The 16,135-nt window shown below is 64.0% G+C and carries 15 protein-coding genes, 1 tRNA gene and 1 other RNA gene; 6 read left to right on the plus strand and 11 right to left on the minus strand.

From position 1 onward, the window contains the following. The gene (locus tag QN350_RS12235) at positions 1–1,323 is read right to left on the minus strand and encodes a hypothetical protein (RefSeq protein ID WP_322137481.1); all 1,323 of its coding nucleotides are present in this window, start codon (positions 1,321–1,323) and stop codon (positions 1–3) included. Positions 1,324–1,662: 339 nt separating this feature from the next. On the opposite strand from QN350_RS12235, the gene QN350_RS12240 reads away from it, so the two are divergent. Further along, positions 1,663–2,388: a hypothetical protein gene (locus QN350_RS12240; RefSeq protein WP_322137482.1), complete on the plus strand. Its 726-nt coding sequence runs from the start codon at positions 1,663–1,665 to the stop codon at positions 2,386–2,388. A 314-nt stretch (positions 2,389–2,702) separates the two neighbouring features. Here the strand turns inward: QN350_RS12240 and QN350_RS12245 are convergent, their stop codons facing one another. Together QN350_RS12245 and QN350_RS12250 are read right to left on the minus strand one after the other, a co-directional pair. Next, complete coding sequence (locus QN350_RS12245; RefSeq protein WP_322137483.1) at positions 2,703–3,770, minus strand: hypothetical protein; 1,068 nt, start codon at positions 3,768–3,770, stop codon at positions 2,703–2,705. Between the two features lie 218 nt (positions 3,771–3,988). After that, positions 3,989–4,552, minus strand: a complete 564-nt coding sequence (locus tag QN350_RS12250; RefSeq protein ID WP_322137484.1) for a hypothetical protein — start codon at positions 4,550–4,552, stop codon at positions 3,989–3,991. A gap of 278 nt (positions 4,553–4,830) precedes the next feature. Here QN350_RS12250 and QN350_RS12255 point away from each other — a divergent pair, with 278 nt between their 5' ends. The 3 genes from QN350_RS12255 (at position 4,831) to QN350_RS12265 (ending at position 7,436) form a co-directional block, all read left to right on the plus strand. Next, positions 4,831–5,319: a hypothetical protein gene (locus tag QN350_RS12255; protein WP_322135496.1), complete on the plus strand. Its 489-nt coding sequence runs from the start codon at positions 4,831–4,833 to the stop codon at positions 5,317–5,319. 23 nt (positions 5,320–5,342) lie between these two features. Then, positions 5,343–5,879: a hypothetical protein gene (locus QN350_RS12260; RefSeq protein WP_322135495.1), complete on the plus strand. Its 537-nt coding sequence runs from the start codon at positions 5,343–5,345 to the stop codon at positions 5,877–5,879. Positions 5,880–6,434: 555 nt separating this feature from the next. After that, positions 6,435–7,436 carry a tyrosine-type recombinase/integrase gene (locus QN350_RS12265; protein ID WP_322188024.1) on the plus strand — a complete coding sequence of 334 codons (1,002 nt, stop codon included), beginning with the start codon at positions 6,435–6,437 and terminating at the stop codon, positions 7,434–7,436. Positions 7,437–7,696: 260 nt separating this feature from the next. On the opposite strand, the gene QN350_RS12270 is transcribed toward QN350_RS12265, so the two are convergent. Then, a tRNA-Lys gene (locus QN350_RS12270) sits at positions 7,697–7,772 on the minus strand. Between the two features lie 117 nt (positions 7,773–7,889). Between QN350_RS12270 and QN350_RS12275 the strand changes: the two genes are divergently transcribed. After that, positions 7,890–8,768, plus strand: coding sequence for an inositol monophosphatase family protein (locus QN350_RS12275; protein WP_322137485.1), 879 nt, complete (start codon positions 7,890–7,892; stop codon positions 8,766–8,768). Next, the gene (locus QN350_RS12280; RefSeq protein WP_323507851.1) at positions 8,768–9,331 is read left to right on the plus strand and encodes a septum formation family protein; all 564 of its coding nucleotides are present in this window, start codon (positions 8,768–8,770) and stop codon (positions 9,329–9,331) included. The genes QN350_RS12275 and QN350_RS12280 overlap by 1 nt, the downstream gene beginning before the upstream one ends. Positions 9,332–9,449: 118 nt before the next feature. On the opposite strand, the gene QN350_RS12285 is transcribed toward QN350_RS12280, so the two are convergent. From QN350_RS12285 to smpB, 7 genes are all read right to left on the minus strand, one after another. Next, the gene (locus QN350_RS12285; protein WP_323503068.1) at positions 9,450–10,817 is read right to left on the minus strand and encodes an RNA polymerase sigma factor; all 1,368 of its coding nucleotides are present in this window, start codon (positions 10,815–10,817) and stop codon (positions 9,450–9,452) included. Between the two features lie 8 nt (positions 10,818–10,825). Beyond that, positions 10,826–11,188 carry a YciI family protein gene (locus QN350_RS12290; protein WP_281535398.1) on the minus strand — a complete coding sequence of 121 codons (363 nt, stop codon included), beginning with the start codon at positions 11,186–11,188 and terminating at the stop codon, positions 10,826–10,828. Positions 11,189–11,364: 176 nt separating this feature from the next. Next, positions 11,365–13,089 (minus strand): SulP family inorganic anion transporter, encoded by a 1,725-nt coding sequence (locus QN350_RS12295; protein WP_322137488.1) that lies wholly within the window; start codon positions 13,087–13,089, stop codon positions 11,365–11,367. 46 nt (positions 13,090–13,135) lie between these two features. Continuing rightward, positions 13,136–13,795: a dihydrofolate reductase family protein gene (locus QN350_RS12300; protein WP_322137489.1), complete on the minus strand. Its 660-nt coding sequence runs from the start codon at positions 13,793–13,795 to the stop codon at positions 13,136–13,138. A 145-nt stretch (positions 13,796–13,940) separates the two neighbouring features. Further along, positions 13,941–14,327: a transfer-messenger RNA gene (gene ssrA / locus QN350_RS12305) on the minus strand. 118 nt (positions 14,328–14,445) lie between these two features. Then, positions 14,446–15,417 (minus strand): hypothetical protein, encoded by a 972-nt coding sequence (locus QN350_RS12310; protein ID WP_322137490.1) that lies wholly within the window; start codon positions 15,415–15,417, stop codon positions 14,446–14,448. A 119-nt stretch (positions 15,418–15,536) separates the two neighbouring features. Continuing rightward, positions 15,537–16,013, minus strand: a complete 477-nt coding sequence (gene smpB / locus QN350_RS12315) for an SsrA-binding protein SmpB (protein ID WP_134447303.1) — start codon at positions 16,011–16,013, stop codon at positions 15,537–15,539. Positions 16,014–16,135: the final 122 nt, after the last annotated feature.

The raw sequence follows: 16,135 nt of genomic DNA on the forward strand, positions 1-16,135 counted from the left end.
TTACTTGGTTGTTTCCCGGTTCAGGAACACGAATTCGACGCGGCCGTTGTCTCCGACCAGTCGCTCTTTGACCGCTTGGGCGAACGCCTTGCCAGCTTTCGCCTTCGCCTCGTCTGGTATCCAGCGACCGTCGGCGGCACAACGGGCATCGAGGAGAGCACAGAGCGCCTCCGTGCTGACCGCATAGGCGGCCACGGCCTCAGCGTGCTCCGCGCGGATCCGCTTGATGAACGCCTTTTCGATGGACTTGAACTCACCGGCATACGCGCGCTTGTTCACTGCGACCGCACTGTCGACGATCGGCTTGTAGTCGAGCATGCCCGAGACGTGTCCGGCCGGGATCGTGGTTTCACAGATATCTTGGTAGGTCTCGCCGTCCGGGTTGATGACCTGAACAACAATTCGCTGCCCACTGTCCGCCTCAACACTCACCTCGAAGCCGTCGGCGCTTGCGCGCGCTGCGTACAGTTCAGCGGACAGACACCACCGGTCGGAAAGGGCGTTGAACGTCGGGTTTGAGCCCCAGTCCGACGGCTCAGACCCATGCTGGTCGACATACGCCTGCCGGATCACGCGGATCTCGTCGACGTTAATCTGGCCGCCGGCTTCGGCGAGAGCCGCGACGAGGCGGGCTTCCTTCGCGGCGTGCAGGGTGACAAGCCTGCTGTCTGGCGCTGACCCCACCTTGGTCGTACATTTGCCGGCGTCTCGCGGTTTGAGGGATTCGTTGAAGTTGTTCATGATGTGAAGTGCTCGTTTCTGGGCAGGGCCCGGCGGTCTGAAGTTCTGCGGTTGCAGGCTGAGGTTGAAGACCCGGACGAAGTGCCCGTCGGCGCTGCCATCATCGACTCGGGAGTTGTCTAGGTTAAATCCCGCGTCGGCAGCCGCAGAGGCGACCGCGAAGTCGAGCGAATCGGAGTAGTCGCGCCCGTTCACAAGGCCGTCCGGGCCACGCCCTCGTCCTTCCGGGCCGAACTCATCAGCAGGCCAGTCACCTGGCAGTTCGATGTAGCCGAGGTCGTCATTGCCGCGGAAGACGCGGATGTACAGGTCGCCGACCGGGGCTGTACCGATGACCTCCGAAAAGCCGTATTCGTCCTCTTCCGTGAAGGAGACAAGCTCACAGGAAACTTGGGTACTCACCGTGCCGCCGTTGGCAAGTTTCTCGGTGAGCCACGCACGGTCATCGTCGTCCAGCGACATCAGGTCGCTGAGCGTGTGGGCGGTGGCCTGGGGCGCGCTCACGGCGACATCTGGCGCCGGGTCATCTTTCGTGGTGAACCGGCCGGTGTCACGCGGGTGGAGGGATTCGTTGAAGGTCATTGGACGTACTCTCTGTTTGGGTGGTGCGGATATGAATACTGATTCCGCCGCCCGTAACATGCGCGGCGTGTTTCAAACTGGCGACGCGTGCACGAAAGACTGGAGTTTAGGGTCCCGAGCGCCGGCCACTTCCACGTCCATCACCCCCGATGAGCTGCCCGGCGTCGGCGACCTGGCCGGCGTTGGGGTCCGCGAGGCGCGTGATGGTCATGACCGGAGACATGTGGCGAGGTGGCTCTTGCTCCCAGCCGGTCTGACCCTGCCACCAATTGCCCCCAAGCTGGGGGTCCAACGATTTCGTGGCGAAGCTCCTCCGAGACCTACGCTCAAATCATGCGTATGACCACAAATCGAAGTGCCGTCGCCATCCTCGTGGTCACTGCCTCCCTCCTTCTCTCCGCTTGTTCGACGAGCACGCCACCGCCGGCAGCACCGGCAACCTCGTCGGATGCGGCAGTCCTTGATGCTTCGAGCCTGCTGCAGTCTGATGGCGCTGGCTCTGACCAGCTGGCCGAGTATGCGACGGTCTTAGCGAAGCTCGGCACGTCCTGCGCGGAGGGTCCCACCGTCAGCTTCTCGGTGGACGCGACGGCGAAAGCTGCGAGCATGAGCCGTTTGCAGCTGATGCAGACGGTGGCTGCAGCGCTCGGTTCCTCCGCCAACGTCGACTGCACGAGTGCGGTGCTCGCAGCGGCTTCTGGGGCCCCGATCGTCACGAGCTCCGATGCGGGAACCGCTGTCAGCTACCTGCTGGGCGACGAGTCGACGACTCGACTGCCGGCACCCGACTGTTCTCTTGCGGTCGGGGCGTGGACGGCGTCCACGGGTGCGATGGTCGTGAACGTGACTGACGTTCGCGGGCCGACGAGTCTGCACGTCGCGGTAACGAAGAAATCTGGGGCCGTTGTGGTGCAGGACGGTCTGATCCTCGGCGGACAAAGCGCTCACGACTTCAAATTCTCGGACGTGGACCCGAGCGCCGTGACGAATGTGTTGGTCACCGCGACGTCCAACGATGACAGCGTAGGAGGTTCGTGCGTGGCCACGGGTAGCCCAACAGCGTAAACTTGCGGTGCCGGACTTCGGCGCCGAATGTGTTTGCGAGGGCGCGAACCGGAAGATTCTGAAACCGGTCCCGAAGTACGCAATATCAATCTGCGTCGACCCGTTTGCACGCACAGGCGACGCCCCCAGCATCCTCGTCATCCTAGACAGCGACGGGGACAATCAATCGCGCGCCCGATGCCCCAGCCCGAGCCTCTACCTTTTCCGCAGAGTACTGCAACCAACTGCGTGGAGTCGCGCTACCGAAGAGCGCTATGCGCCACGAGCAGTTGGAGGTGGAAGGTGTTTCTGCGCGGCTGCGAAAGAACTCAACATCAGTGCTGGATCAGGCCCCCAGCCTGCAAACGTCTGGCGTCAAGCGGGTTCATCATCAGTTGGAGTCGTCCGGGGTCGATTTTGACGGAACCTGGAGCATAGCCTCGGAAAGTCATGACCGGGTGCGCTAGCTTCCACTGGCCCAGCGGCTGACTTATGAGTGCTGGGTCCCTCTTTCGCCTCTCCCAGAGAGTTTCCATTGCACCCATTGTTGCGGCGGATGCAGCGTTAAGTGATCCGACGATCCCGTCCAGAGTGGTTTGAATGTCTTCAGTGAGATGGTAGCCAGAGAGCCTCTCACTCGTCTGCCGGATTCCCTGCAGATTGGAAAGGCCAGGGTTTGCTACAGGGAGACGGTGCACCGTGTGCTTTGTCCGTTCCCTACCGATGGATATCAATTCGTTGCGATGCTCGCGATGGACTGACATGTTGCGCATTCCGAGGGTCCAATCAGTCCAGCCCGTGGGTCCACTCTGCACGAGGGCAGATCCGAAGGCTTGCACTGTCTTCAGCTGTTCCGCCCTGCCGACGTCATTGTTGAGGAGAAGGGACTTGAACAGGATCCGAAGCTTCGGGCTCGTTGGACTTGCATTGATCTCATCAATGGGCTGAAACAGGCCAAAGTCAGCCCGATGGATGTTGACATTCAGTCCGGAGATTCCAATGACAGCGCCGGCAAGGCAATCCAGCACAGATCCCATCGATATATACAAACTCCGCTCATACACGTCTAGTCGAAGCTCCCGCTCGTCGTATTTTGAGTTGGAAACGTTGGGGAAGGGGGTGCCCTCATTGCGCATCCTCATGCTTATGTCGCCGTCCTGTTGGTATCTGGTCTCCCGATAGTTCTGGAGACCGACCCCAACGGCCTGAAGATTTGCGCCCACTGCCTGTATCAATCCAACAATGTAGTCCGCAGTCTCGGCAGCGTCCGCTGTCCCGGCAGCGTCCCCTTCGACCTGCCCTGAGCCCATGAAACCGGTGGGGCCAGCCTCGTCCATAATCATTCGCGTCGAAAGTTGACCTGACGCGAAGATCCCCTCTTTAACGAGCGATATATCCAACATGGGCCAAATCTACGCGTCAGCCGTACGCAATACGCGCAATTTGTCGCCTGGTAGAGATCGAGAAGACCGCCGGACTCGCCGGCCACGAACCTAACGAAGACAATATCGGCCGGTGCCGTCGCCGCCTCACCGGGGAGATCACACTCAAAGAAGCCCAAGCCGAGATCGATGAGAAATACCGCCAGAACCCCGCCACGGATGGCTGATCTGCCGGCGTCTTATGAGCGTGGCTGCCATGCTGGGACTCCGCGAAGGCGGGCGATGAACTCGACCCAGCGGACGCGGCGACGGAGACGCGCGGCGTCCGGGTACCGCTTGTTGCTCTCACCCTCATAGTGTGAGCGAAACGCCCAGCCGGGGCTGATGGAGCACATTGTGCAGTTGGCGAGGCTCGGCGAGGTATCAGCGCCGACGAGCAGGCTCCGGCAGTTCTCGCAGTAGGCCGGTTCGACATCCTCGGCGGTGAGCGGCCTGACCCCATCGACCCACCAGCGCCAATCGGTGGCGTTGTAGGCGGACTTTTTGACAGCCGCCAAACTGTTGTGCTGCCACGAACGGATCCGGCCGAGCCGGCGCTCGATGCGTCGGCGGAGCGCGACCCGGCGGGGGTCCGCTCCGTCGTCACCCTCGAACCAGTCCGGCTGAATCGCGCAGCGCCAGCAGGGCAGGCGCAGCGGACGGCGGCTGCCGCACACGTCACAATATCCGGGCAGTCGCTGGATGGAGACGACCGTCGACGTCTTATGCCAGGTGTTACCGTACAGATAAGAGCCGTCGCTCACTTCGAGTGAGACGCGAACACCAACCTCTACGCGACCGAGCCGACGTAGCCGAGCCCACCGGTTATCGTAAGCGGCATCGAAAGACCCAGACGCGGGCGTCCGACGCCAGTAGAGGCTTGGCTCAGTCTTAAACTCGTGGACCGTGCCACTCAACGTGGTCACTCGCCAGTGGCCGGGTCCATCCATCAGCTCGTGCATCTTGGGTTTCATGCGAACTACATGCGCGGGACAGTTCGGAGATTGACGACCCCGCGCATGAGTTCAATATGCCCCTTCCAATGCCCAGCACTTTCGACCTCGACCTCAGCCTCGAGTTGGTCCTCTGGGAGGAGCCCGAACCGCTGAAATACAGATGGAAGAATTCGTCAGGCGACGGGTGGTCGCCAATGATCTCTTGGATATTTCTAGAAAGTCTGGTCTCAATGGTGGGCACCGGGACCGGCTGGAATTTTCTGATCGTGGAGAGGATTCGCGAACCGGGCCAGCCATACCCGAGCTGGTTCGCGCAATGCCTCGGCTCAAGCCGGGCGATCGCCGTAGAGCTCGGCTGGCATCCGGAAGCAGGAATCGAAAACCTGTGGCGGATCGGTCTGGCGACCGGCGGCGCGTGGCCTCTTGTGAATGTTCACTCAGACCCGACACTTCAGCTCATGGTGCAGCCGCGGCAGGCGCTCTCGCCGCCGAGCTTGGCCCTGACAGTGATGGTGGATTGGCTAGCCGACGGTGAGCTCGCGGACATTTTCGTACCGCAGCGTGTGCGGTACTGACGGGTGCCGCGCATGTAGGCTGCATGAGCGAAAAGATGCATCAAACTTTCTGGGCCTGCGGCGAAGCCACCGACGGAGAGCTGCGGCTGAGTGTGACGACCGGCGGGCTGCTGGCGTCCTTCATTGAAGGATACGGAGAGATCGGTCGTGCGGAAACTATCGTAGAGGGCGGTTCTTGGGCCGACCTCTTGCGTCAGAATCGCTTTGCTTATGCCTGTGAAGTCGCCACCGAGTACCAAGCTCGGGCTTTGGCGAAAGGTTCGTCGAGCGGGACCTGGTCGCAGTGGGCCGAATCCGCGTCCGCTCTGGAAAGGCTCTACGCACCTCGATGCGTAGTCCCTTCAGCGGAACCATGGCCAGGTGGCAGTGTGAAGCTGGTCCTCGTGCACCCGATCCTGAAGTCGCTTGATTGGGAGCCACCTGCGCCGAGCCGATCACTGATCGTTATTGACCCTCGGACGGAAGTCGATCTGCTCAAGGGCATGAAGAAAGTCGGTGCTCTCAGTTCGACGGGTCGGCTCGATGCAAAATCCCGGTATTTGCATCCGCTCGGAATGTGAGTCGGTTTCGACGTCGGATGACACCGAGTTATGGGACGCCATTTCGTTAGCGTTGCTAAATTGTTCTTTACCGCGCATGCGTATAGCGAATCGAGGTTGTCACCTCGGTCGCCGAACTGAAAGACACGCCATGCCAAATGCCACTCCAACCGTCACCGTTTACGCTCCGCTCTGGGACGCTACCGACGTTGCGACCTACGCGAAGATTAGCGTCGGTACTGTACGCAACTGGGTCGTCGCCGGTCGCATGCCCAAGCCCCTCCACATCGGCCGGACCACTCGCTGGCCGGCTGATGCCATCGTCGCGTTCTTCGGAGCTATGTAATGGCCGGCAGACCGGTTCTCGAGCTCGGCGCCTACGGCAACATCAGCGCCAAGCAGGTCTCAGAGGGCGCATGGAGGGCCGTAGCTTGGCAGCGACACCCAACGACCGGGGAGCGCAGGCAAGTGCGGGCATCCTCCAATACGGAAGCCAAAGCGAAGGCTGCCCTCAAGAGCAAGATGGACGCTCGAGTCAAGACTCCCACGAGCATCGGTACCCCTGCGCTGAGCCGGATGTCAACGGTTGCCCAGCTCATCGAGCTGTATATCGCGGAACTGGACGACACCGATTTGGCATCCGCAACCGTCACTCGGTACACGCGCACCGCCCGTTTCCAGATTCTGCCGGCTATCGGCCAACGCCGCCTTCACGAGCTAACACAGGGCACGTTTGCCAAGCTCATTCTTGACGAGCACAAGAAGTCCCCCTCCGAAGCAAAACTCATCCGGGCGGTGTCCGGCAACCTAATGACTTTGGCGCTTCGTCACGATGCCGTGGCCTCTAACACCGCGGTCAATGCAGCGGGACACCTCCCCAAAGTAGAAAAAGCCGACCCTGAGACGCTCACGCCCGATACTGCCGAGCAGATGTTCGACCTCCTGATTGCTGCTAAAGACCGGTCGCGTCCAGGCCCGAATTCCCGCAAAGGCAGCACCGACTTAATCGACGTCCTGTCTCTGCAGCTTGCTCTCGGTGCCCGAGTGTCTGAGGTTGCCGCCATTCAAGTGCAGGACATCGACTGGACGGCAGAGCCTCCCGTCATCACGATTCACCAGGCCGTGTCCATCCAGGGCCCGCGAGGTAGGAAGCTCGGGGCCCGTAAGTATGAGATTCCCGGCTTCTATTTTGTGCAGCCTTACACAAAGGCGAAAGATGTCCGCCGTGTCGTCCTGGATGACTTCGCCATCGAGATTCTGCGCCGTCGGGTTGATACACCAGGTACCGGCGGGCTCATCTTCTATGCCGCCACAGGTGCACCTCTCAACCTTGCCAATCTGCGTCGTTCGATGCGAGCGGCCCTTGCGGGTTCCGAGGTCGAGTTCGCGAGCACCCACTCCATGCGGCGCTCGATTGCATCGGAAGTTGGCCACCACCCAGAGTTTGGGCCGGAAGCCGCACAGAAGCTCCTCGGGCATGGCCAGCTAAGTACAACCATTCGCAGCTACATAAGCCGGGACGTTTCGGTGAGTGATGTGCGCAAGGTGAGCGCGAAATTCGGTCGAAGAGTTTTGTGAGCGCCATCGTAGGAACGTGAGCCCTGCGGGCGCGGATGTCGCCAGCTTTATTTGTGTGGACTTAGCCCCAGGTCTCCACGCGACAGGTCCATACTTAACCACAAAAGCCTCTGACAACGCTGGTTGTCAGAGGCTTTTCTATTTGTGTGGACCTAGCACAAGTCCACAGTTACTCCACACTTATTCAGGTGACAATAGCTGACTCCAAGTGATCCCAAATCACATGGAACCCAGTAAAACAGCCGGTCAATCTGGCTTTTTGGTGCACCCCCCGGGACTTGAACCCGGAACCCACTGATTAAGAGTCAGTTGCTCTGCCAATTGAGCTAGAGGTGCGTATTTGTTTCTCCGGGACGACCCGAAGCGACTCTAGAGAATAACACCGGAAACGTCCCCGGCGCCAATCGAGGCCGCGCACCGGTGAGTCGCGCGGGAATTACTATCCTTGGGAGTGTGACCGACGCGACGATTCCTCCCCGAAACAGTGCCTCCGATGAGGCCTCGACCTACAGCCTCGACGACGACCTGGCCCTCGCCATCGAACTCGCCGACGCGGCGGATGCCATCTCCCGCGATCGCTTCACCGCGATGGACCTCGTCGTCACGACCAAGCCGGATCGCACTCCCGTGACGGACGCCGACCAGGCCGTCGAACGGGCCATCCGCGCCCTCCTCGCGGTACGACGGCCGAACGACGGAATTCTCGGTGAGGAATACGGCACCGCGGGCTCGACCGTTCGCCAGTGGATCATCGACCCGATCGACGGCACCGCCGGTTTCCTCCGCGGCGTGCCGATCTGGGGCACCCTGATCTCCCTCGCGGTCGAAGGCGTCCCCGTCGTCGGCGTAGTGAGCTCCCCCGCCCTCGGTAAGCGCTGGTGGGCGCGCACCGGCGCCGGCGCCTGGTCGAGCGACGAGCGCGCCCCGGATGCCGCGCCGCGCCGGCTCCAGGTCTCCGGTGTCGCAACGCTCCCCGACGCTTCTCTCAGCTACAACAGCATCCAGCAGTGGGATCAGACCGGTCACCTCGACGAGCTTGTCGCCCTCTCCCGGTCGGTGTGGCGCACCCGGGCATACGGCGACATGTGGTCGTACATGCTCCTGGCCGAGGGTGTGCTCGATATCGTGGCCGAATTCGACCTCAAGCCCTACGACCTGGCCGCGCTCGCCCCGATCGTGCAGGAGGCCGGCGGCACGTTCACCTCGGCCGACGGGCTCGAGGGACCCTGGCACGGCAGCTCGCTCGCCACGAACGGTTTGCTGCACGAGGCGACCCTCGAGGTGCTCCGTGCTGCCGCAGTGGGCACCGCCGGCACGGCCCGTCACGGCTGATGCCACCCTCGGGTCCCGGCGCGGGTCGGGTTGCCGTGTTCGCTGCCCGGTGCGCCGTCGTCCCACGCACAGCGGCCATGGTCATGCTCGCCCTCGGCCTGTCGCTCGCAGCGAGCGGATGCGCCTCCGTCACCCGTCTCGCTCCCTCGGCAAGTGACGGGGCGGCCTCGGTTGCCGCGCCAGCGACGGCAGCGCCGGTCGAGGTGGCGAAGCTGCTGGTCGGGGACTGCTTCGACAACCCAGGGGACGCCGACGTCGCATCCGCTGCGACCGTGACCCTGGTGACGTGCACCGAACCGCACGCGTTCGAGGTCTTCGCCGGCTTCGACCTGCCGATCGGGTCGTATCCCGGCGAGGACGCCGTCGTGGCCGCAGCCGAAGACGGTTGCGGCTCACGATTCGAGGCCTTCACCGGCAGCCCGTATGACGGGTCCCAGCTCGACTACAACTACGTCATTCCGCCCGAGAGCGGCTGGACGATCTCCGGCAACCATCTGGTCTCGTGCCTGATCGACGACCCGGCCGGCCCGGTGACGGGGACTCTGGCCCAGGCGCGCCGCTGACCCCGCCGTCTCCCCTGGTGCTGACAGACACGCGCCGACCCCGGCCTACTCCCGGCCGACCCCGACCGACTGCCGGTAACCCCGGCCGACTGCCGGCGACCCCGGCCGCTTCCGGTCCTCAACGCGTCCGGGCCTCCCGCAGGCGACGTTCCAGGTGCCGTTTCTCCGCTGGGTTGCGCGCCAGGGCGCACGCACGCTCGAAGGCGAGCGCGGCGGCCGCCGGCTCATCGGCGCGCAGAAGCAACTCGCCGCGGGCCGCGTGCAGGAGGTGATAGTCCCCCAGCCGCGGGGAACCTCCCAAAACGTCTCGCCTATCGAGCCCGTCGATCAGATCGAGACCGGCGCGCGGCCCGTCCGCCATGGCGACGGCGACCGCACGATTGAGCGACACGACCGGTGATCCGGTCATCGCCTCGAGCTGGCCGTACAGGCGCGCGATGCCCGGCCAGTCGGTCTCGTCTGCGGTGCGGGCGTTGGCGTGATGCGCCGCGATGAGGGCCTGTACCTGAAAGGGTCCCGGATCCATCCGGGTCAGGGCGGCCGCGACGATTTCGTTCGCGCTCTCGATCTGCGCACGGTCCCAACTGCTGCGATCCTGCTCCTCGAGCAGCACCAGGTCGCCGTGCGCGTCCGTGCGCGCCCAGGTTCGGGAGTGCTGGAACAGCTCGAGCGCGAGCAGCCCCTGCACCTCGGCAGCATCGGGCAGCAGGCTCTGGACGACCCGGGTCACGCGGATAGCCTCGGCCGCGAGATCAACGCGCACGACGGCATCCGCTGTGCCGCGGGACAGGTAGGCCTCGTTGAAGATCAGGTAGAGCATCGTGAGCACCGCTTCGATGCGTTCGTCGATGTCCGCGGGCAGGGATAACGGGATACGGGCGTCCCGGATCTTGCGCTTGGCACGCACGATCCGCTGGGCGAGAGTTGTCTCCGGGATAAGAAATGCCGCCGCAATCTCGGGGGTACTCAGGCCGCCGACGAGCCGCAGGGTCAGTGCGACCTGGGTGTCGCGGTCGAGGGCGGGATGGCAGCAGAGCAGCACGAGGCGCAGGTGCTCGTCGTGCACGGAGCCGGGGTCGACGATCATGTCCTGCTCCTCTCCCGCGTCGGTGTCCTCGTCGAATGCCAGGGCCGGATCGGGGGTGACGAACCCGCGCGCATGCAATTCGGGAGCGGCCGCGAGGATCCGCCGGCGCGCGCTCGCGGCCCGGCGCATCCGATCGATGGCTCCATTACGTGCCACGGAGAACAGCCACGCGGCGGGATTCTCGGGAACGCCCTGCACAGGCCAGACCTCGAGTGCCGTGATCAGGGCCTCGTGCACTGCTTCATCGGCCAGGTCGACGTCGCCGAATCGGTGCGCGAGGAGAGCGATCACCCGACCGCTCTCCTCACGTGCCACTCGCGTCACCGCGGCGTCGGCCACCTCACGGGCGACTGTGCGGGCGGATGCTTCGGTCCCGGCCTGCGCGTCGTCAGGCGGCATCGAGGCGGTCAGGCGGCATCGGGACGGAACGCCACCGGTCGCACTTCGACTGCGGCGTGCGGGATGGGCATGGACGTGGCCAGGGCAAGCGCTTCGTCGAGGTCGGCAGCGCTCACGAGGTAGAACCCGCCGAGCTGCTCCTTGGTTTCGGCGTACGGGCCGTCGGTGACGATCGGAGCGGCGCCGGCTGCGAGGCGCACGGTGGTCGCGGTCGCGGTCGGCTGCAGGTTGGCCGCTGCGATCCAGTGGCCACCCTCGATGAGCTTCTGGTTGTAGGCCATCCACGCGCCCATCATCTCGTCGAAGCCGGGAGTGCCGGGAGCGGGCGCCGACATCGTCTCGTCGCTGTTGATCAGAATCATGTAGTCCATGGGGAGCTCCTTCGGGTCGTCGATCCGGACGGGCGATCTGCCTATCCTCTTTCCTCCATGACGCAGACCGCCAGCGAAATCGACAGCCCCGTGCGAAAAATAATCCAGGAATTCACTCCCTCGGGTGCGTCACGACCGCAGAGACATCCGGCGGCATCCGTCGGCGCCCGCACAGCTCAGGCATTGTCCTCCCACTGCGTGCCGTCGAGGTCGCCCCGCAGCGTGCCCGTCGCCGCGTCGACGGCCGCGCCGACGGTGTCGGCGAAGCGCTCCGGAGGAAATCTCCTGCCGAGTCCGTAGTGACGCAAGACGTCTTTGACCGGCCCCTTCATCTCCGCGAAGATGAGGGTGGCGCCGCGCTTCGTCAGGAATTCGTCCAGTTCGAGCAGTTCGTCGACGGCGGTGGTGTCGATATCGGTGATGGGCTCGGCGGCGAGGATCACGGTGCGCACGTCGGCGCCCGCTGCGTTGACGGTCGCCCGGACATAGTCGTCGAAGATCCCGCCGTTGGCGAAAAAGAGCGGCGCGTCGAATCGTACGATGACAATGCCGGGCAGGCGTTCGCCTTCCGGGTGCCGCGACAGGTCATGGTAGCCGCGAAGGCCTCGAATGCGACCCAACTCGGCCCGATACGGCCGCCAGGCATGGCCGACGAACTCCCCGAGCGACAGTACGACCGCCACGATGATGCCCTCGATCACGCCGACGACGAGCACGCCGAGGAAGGCGGTGACCGACAAGACGGCATCGGTCTTGCTCATCCGCACAAGGGCGACGAATCCCGTGATGTCGATCAGCCCCGCCGCCGCGACCATCACGACGGCCGCGATCGTGGCGGAGGGCAGATAGTCCGTGAGCCCGGGTGCGAACAGCATGAACAGCACGAGAAGCACTGCCCCGGCTATTCCCGTCAGTTGCGAGCGCGCCCCGGCATTCTCAGCGGCAGCGGTGCGCGACGACGACGCCGAGATGGGGAACCCGCCGAGCAGGCCGGCGAAGAGGTTGGAGGCGCCGACCGCCACCATCTCCTGGCTGCCGTCGACGTTGTCCCCACGGCGCGCAGCGAAGGTGCGAGACAGCACTGCGGTATCAGCGAAGGCGATGAGCGCCATCCCGAGCGCGGGGAGGGCCAGGCCGACGACATCCGCCCCCTGCAGGCCGATGAGGGCGGGTGCCGGGAGACCGGCGGGGAGAGCGCCGACGACGGGAATACCCTCGTGGAGGCCGAGGAGCCACGTCAGCACCATCGAGGCCAGGACCGCGACGAGGATCCCGGGGATGCGGCTCTTCGTCCAGACCAGGACAAGGATGACGGCAAGGGAACCCATTCCGAACAGCGTCGCGGTCGGGTTCACCTGGCCGCCGACGATGCCCGTGACGATGGCGATCGCATCTCCCAGCGGCGACTCCGAGGAAATGGAGAAACCAAGGAGCGGCGGGATCTGCGACAGGATGACGATCACCGCGAGCGCATTGAGGTAGCCGACCCGGAGCGGCTTGGAGAGCAGGTCGGTCACGAAACCCAGGCGCAGCAATCCACCCAGGATGAGTACCGCGCCGACCATGACGCCCAGGAGCCCGGCGAGGGCGACGGCCCGGCTGCTGTCTCCCGCGGCGAGCGGCAGGATGGCCGCGGCGATGATCGGAGCCAGCGCCGAGTCCGGGGCAAGCACCAGGATCCGGGAGGGCCCGAAGACTGCATAAGCGATGAGGGGGACGATCGTGGCGAACAGGCCGGTCTCGGGCGGAAGGCCGGCAACCTCGGCGTAACCGATACCGACCGGGATGAGCAGGGCGGTCAGAATCGCCCCCGCGCGCAGATCCTTCAGCAGCCACGAGCGCTGATAGCTCAGTGCCGTGGCGACACCCGGCACCCATCTGCGCAGTCCGTTGACGGCCACCCGGCTCCTCGTCCGAAGACATCATGCCGCGAAAGCACCCGACGGACTACCGGGCCGTCCGGCGAGTGAAGACCAGATGGACGACTCCGGACGGTGAAGGGGTCGCCTCCATGTCGAATCGTTGGTCGAGTCCTTCGAGTCCGTCCCAGAGTCGTTCTCCCCGGCCCAGGACGATGGGCACGAGGACGATGTGCATGTGGTCGATCAGATCGGCCTCGAGGAACTGTCGGACCGTGCTGACACCGCCACCGATCCGCACGTCGAGGTCGCCGGCGAGGGCGCGAGCCTGTTCGAGCGCCGAGACGGGGTCGGCGTTGACGAAATGGAAAGTTGTTCCGCCTTCCATCGCCAATACCGGCCGAGGATGGTGTGTCAGTACGACGACGGGGGTGTGGAACACCGGGTTGTCGCCCCACCATCCCTTCCACTCTTCGTCTTCCCAGGGACCGCGCACCGGGCCGAACTTGTTGCGCCCCATGATCTCGACGCCGATCCCGGGGCCCCAGGCACTGGCGAACGCGTCGTCGACGCCAAAGGATGCCACCGACTCCCCGTCGAGGCCCATCGCGCGAAACGTGCGCGTCGCGATCGCCCACTCCAGAAGCCGGGAGCCAGCGTGACCGAAAGGAGCGTCGAGTTGCTGGCCTTCGCCGGTACCGAAGCCGTCGAGGGAGACCGAGAAGTTGTGCACGCGGACGAGGGACATGTCATCTCCTGAAGTCGTGGCCTGTGCGAATCACACTATGGCGATTCGGCCGCGGTTCTCAAGGGCGGAGGCTCAAGGGCTCAAGGGCTCAAGACCGACGATCGGACGGAGATTCAACGCCTCAACAGCGTGTGACAGGAACCGATGGTGGAGATGGGGGGAATTGAACCCCCGTCCACTGCTGTGGTCATATGCCTTCTACGGGTGTATCCAGTGAAGTCGTTCTACTCGGCTCCGGAATTTGCCACTGTCAGCTAATCCGACGAGCCCAGCCCTCGTTTAAGTCCCCCTACACCCCGCGGCTCAGAGTAGGAGCAATCTCTCTAAATGACGTCAGGGTCCGGGTAGAGAGCATTCCCGGCCTGACGGACTCTCTAGTTGCTTTACTTAGGCCGCGAGGGCGTAAGCAGAAGCAGAGTCAGTGCGGTTTGTTTTGGCACTTATTGTTTTGCAGGGAGCGTTAACGAGTTAACCCTGCATCCTCGACCCGCTTCTCACAATTGCGCAGGCAATGTCGAAACCGATCATCCCCATGCGCACTCGTCGCCATGATTCGGCGCCACCGGCTTGCGGTGGAATGAGTGGGTCCTGTCACACGCTGTTGAGTTGTCAAGACTGCACGCGTTCTTTCGAACTGCTCATGCAGCCCTTCAGTCTACAACACTTGTGCCGGAATCTGGGGCGACGGCCAGAAGCACACGCTCGGCCTCGGAATCGCCCGGAACGATGACCTCGATGGACGCTGCACCCGACCGGATCGTGACCACACTTGCCTCCGTGTAACGCGGATGCCGGTGCACCGTGACAGAGTCCAGCCGCGCCAGGAACACGATCAGGCGGGAGCTCGACAATTCGGACCGGTCGGCGAGACCGAACCAGTCGCGGCGGGACAGCACTTGAACCTCCAAGTCGGTCCCGCAGACGATGGCGCCGTGGAGCACAGTCGGACGGAACAGGTTCAGCACCCAGGCCACGAAGCCGCCGCTTGCGCGAACCCGTTCACGCGGATGCGCGGCGTAGAGGTGGAGTTCAGGCTCGCGATCCCTCAGGTTGGTCCAGTCCGCCATCAGGTCCGCATCGGTTGCCCGGAATGCGGCGGAGTTGAGGACGGCATTGGGCCGCCGGTCGACGGCAGGGCCGACCGGGAAAGTGAGCATCGAAGCTACCGGTGCGGTGTCCGGGGTGCGGAGTGTCTCGGCCGAAGCGAGGGACATGTCGCGGAGCAGGTCGACGAATCGACTGACGACCTCGCGCGAGGAGCCGTTGTAGCCGACCTGCAGCGCAGTGCCGTCCCGGGAGTACACCCGCAGGCGCCCATCGGTCAGGTCGACGCTGTCCTCGACGGCGACGACGGCGTCGTAGGGCGAAGTCGAGCAGCCATATGCCGAACCCGTCCGGCTCAGCACGGTGAGGGCGTCCTCCCCTGCGATGATCAGGTGGTCGTAGAGGTCCATGGTGGGATCCGCGTCCCGGCGGGGGATGTTCCGCGGCACCTTGAGCACGAGCCGCTCCGACGTGGGATCGCAACCGAAGTCGCGGAACAGCCGCGGGACCTCATCCAGTGACCGCACCGCGTCCACCCAGGGGCCGAAGGCGTTGTATTCCGCGTCGGCTGTACTCATCGTCTTAATCGTAACGCTCCGGATTTGCCGCATCGCTGTATCTGCGGGTGGCCGGCCACCCCCCGAGCGGGGCACCGGGCATCCGCGGGAGAATTCTGCGAATTCGCCGGTTAGGCCGGTCAGTCGCCGAGGTGCTTACGCGCGGACATCGCGCGGTCGGACTCGCGCTTGTCCTGACGTTCGCGCAGTGTCTGGCGCTTGTCGTATTCCTTCTTGCCCTTGGCAACCGCGATCTCGACCTTGGCCTTGCCGTTGCTGAAGTAGATCCGCAGGGGGACGAGCGTGTAGCCGCCCTCCTTAGTCTTGTGGCTGATCTTGATGATCTCCTGCTTGTGAAGCAGGAGTTTGCGCTTGCGCCGCGGCGGGTGATTGGTCCACGTGCCCGCCATGTATTCCTGGATGTGCACGGCGTCGAGCCAGGCTTCGCCGCCCTCGATGAAGGCGTAGCCGTCGACGAGCGAGGCGCGTCCCGCGCGGAGAGACTTCACCTCGGTTCCCGTCAGAACCATGCCGGCCTCGTACGTCTCCTCGATGAGGTAGTCGTGGCGTGCCTTGCGATTGGTCGAGACGACCTTCTCGCCGATTTCCCTGGGCACGGGTTACTCCTCAACTCGGTGGGTGGGCAGGCCGAGGACCGGCCAGCCCACCAGTCTAGCGCTCGGCCTCGAGCCGCTCGGACGAACGGCTAGACCTTCAGGTAGCGGGTGATGGCGAAGTT

Origin of the sequence: Cryobacterium sp. 10I5, assembly GCF_035019865.1 — a bacterium.
GTDB classification, from domain to species: domain Bacteria; phylum Actinomycetota; class Actinomycetes; order Actinomycetales; family Microbacteriaceae; genus Cryobacterium; species Cryobacterium breve_A.

What these genes read in the sequence shown, in the direction of transcription:
- QN350_RS12235 (WP_322137481.1), bottom strand. Translation starts at nt 1,323, where the DNA reads ATGACCTTCAACGAATCCCTCCACCCGCGTGACACCGGCCGGTTCACC.
- QN350_RS12240 (WP_322137482.1), top strand. Translation starts at nt 1,663, where the DNA reads ATGACCACAAATCGAAGTGCCGTCGCCATCCTCGTGGTCACTGCCTCC.
- QN350_RS12245 (WP_322137483.1), bottom strand. Translation starts at nt 3,770, where the DNA reads ATGTTGGATATATCGCTCGTTAAAGAGGGGATCTTCGCGTCAGGTCAA.
- QN350_RS12255 (WP_322135496.1), top strand. Translation starts at nt 4,831, where the DNA reads ATGCCCAGCACTTTCGACCTCGACCTCAGCCTCGAGTTGGTCCTCTGG.
- QN350_RS12260 (WP_322135495.1), top strand. Translation starts at nt 5,343, where the DNA reads ATGAGCGAAAAGATGCATCAAACTTTCTGGGCCTGCGGCGAAGCCACC.
- QN350_RS12265 (WP_322188024.1), top strand. Translation starts at nt 6,435, where the DNA reads ATGTCAACGGTTGCCCAGCTCATCGAGCTGTATATCGCGGAACTGGAC.
- QN350_RS12280 (WP_323507851.1), top strand. Translation starts at nt 8,768, where the DNA reads ATGCCACCCTCGGGTCCCGGCGCGGGTCGGGTTGCCGTGTTCGCTGCC.
- QN350_RS12285 (WP_323503068.1), bottom strand. Translation starts at nt 10,817, where the DNA reads ATGCCGCCTGACGACGCGCAGGCCGGGACCGAAGCATCCGCCCGCACA.
- QN350_RS12290 (WP_281535398.1), bottom strand. Translation starts at nt 11,188, where the DNA reads ATGGACTACATGATTCTGATCAACAGCGACGAGACGATGTCGGCGCCC.
- QN350_RS12300 (WP_322137489.1), bottom strand. Translation starts at nt 13,795, where the DNA reads ATGTCCCTCGTCCGCGTGCACAACTTCTCGGTCTCCCTCGACGGCTTC.
- QN350_RS12310 (WP_322137490.1), bottom strand. Translation starts at nt 15,417, where the DNA reads ATGAGTACAGCCGACGCGGAATACAACGCCTTCGGCCCCTGGGTGGAC.